The 825-nt window shown below is 61.5% G+C and carries 1 pseudogene; it reads left to right on the top strand.

From position 1 onward, the window contains the following. Positions 1-524: 524 nt before the first annotated feature. A pseudogene (locus QMX97_RS32005) lies at positions 525-825 on the top strand (ribonucleotide-diphosphate reductase subunit beta); the annotation flags it as partial.

Raw genomic sequence — 825 nt, 5'->3', positions numbered from 1 at the left:
CAAAATCAGGCGCTGAGTTCTCTCAGGAAAACCTCAGCGCCTTGACTGGGGCCGCTTCGCTGCCCAACGCGGGGCAAGCCCGCTCGCCACAACAGCCGCATACAAGCCACAAGGCGATTTCCCGACGATTGGACACCACCACTCGCCGCTAAAAAAATCCTCAAGCAGCAAACCCTTACAAACCAACACTCTGGCCGTAACCCCACGCATTTTGGCCGACCGCTGAGGCCATCCGCCGCAACACAAAGCCGAATTTTTCCCTATAATGCGCGGGTAAATCGGGCCTGCAATATCCCTTTACACCGGGATGAAGAGCCAGACCTTGAGCCTGCGCTGGAGCATGTACCTGTCGCTCCGCCCCTCAAGCCTCACGCAGAGCACCCGTTAGCCTATTCCGTTTAATGCGTGCGCTAGCTGCAACAAACGATTCCTTAAGATCCACCGCGGCCTCAGGGCCGTGTGAACACCCAACCATCCGGTTTCACACGGGCCCCTTTGCGCCCTCACGCAGGAGACGACACGTCATGCTGAGCTGGGACGAATTCGACAAAGAAGAAGAAGGCGAAGTAGCCGCTAAAGGCGCCAACGCCGGCCACGCCACCGAAGCCAACATGGACCGCCTCGACGGTGCCGGCGCCGCTGCCGCCATCGAAGCGCGCGCCGTCACCGCCAGTGACTCCGCCGCCATCGTGCGCGCTAAGGCCGCCCTCGACAAACTCGACGTCGCCGAAGGCCTCGCCGAGCTGGAAGGCTCCGCCGCCCGCGTCGCCGTTGACGAAAAGCGCATGATCAACTGCCGCGCCGACCTCAACCAACTCGTGCCCT

This window comes from Pseudomonas sp. PS01298 (assembly GCF_029959745.1).
GTDB classification, from domain to species: Bacteria; Pseudomonadota; Gammaproteobacteria; order Pseudomonadales; family Pseudomonadaceae; genus Aquipseudomonas; species Aquipseudomonas aylmerensis.
This window is presented reverse-complemented; position numbering and strand designations above follow the sequence as displayed.